A 690-nucleotide genomic window follows, 5' to 3' on the forward strand; every position below is an offset into this window, starting at 1 on the left:
CCCAGTAAACACACTTGCATTAGTTGTAACAGATTGTTGGACAAGTGAATTTGAACCAGCATTCTGACCAACGGTAGTAATACCAGCAGCACCACCAAGACCACCAAGGGTGTTAATGTTTTCAACTCGAACTCGAGTATCATCTGCGTTAGTTGCATAAATAACTGATGCACCTGTAACACCACCCATTAGGCTTGAGCTCGCAACAACCATATCTGTATCCATATGGACTTGATTGAAGCTATCAACATTTGTTGAGCTCGAGTCACTTTGATAGTTACTATTGTCGTTAAAGCTGTTCGAGTTTGTTGTGCTTGAATCAGCGTAGCTACGGTTATCACTCTGGTTACGGTTGTCGCTTTGATTACGATTATCGCTGTTATCGTTAAAGCTATCACCGATACCCAGTGAAGCACTGTTGTCACTGTTGTCGTTAAAGCTGCCTGATAAACCGATAGCAGTATTGGCGCTGTCAGTCCATTGCATATTATCGTTGCCATCATCGATCTCATTCGCGATTAGAGAGCCACTAAATAAAATTGCTGACATTGCTAAAGCAAGCCCTGTTTTGTTTAGAGTCATAACGATTACTCCATTTCCTATATATTCCTGATTAAAAATGACTGCACTTAACTTCTTGCTGCTTCCTTCAAATGTTGTGGGAAGCGATGAAATTATAAGAGAGGATCA

Annotated in this window: 1 pseudogene; it reads right to left on the reverse strand. The window is 41.0% G+C overall.

Features of this window, described 5'->3' with window-relative positions:
- Positions 1 to 582 (reverse strand): annotated as a pseudogene (locus tag R7Z47_RS24970) (dentin sialophosphoprotein); the annotation flags it as partial.
- Between the last annotated feature and the right edge of the window lie 108 nt (positions 583 to 690).

This window comes from Vibrio sp. 1641 (assembly GCF_033339995.1).
Taxonomy (GTDB): Bacteria; Pseudomonadota; Gammaproteobacteria; order Enterobacterales; family Vibrionaceae; genus Vibrio; species Vibrio alginolyticus.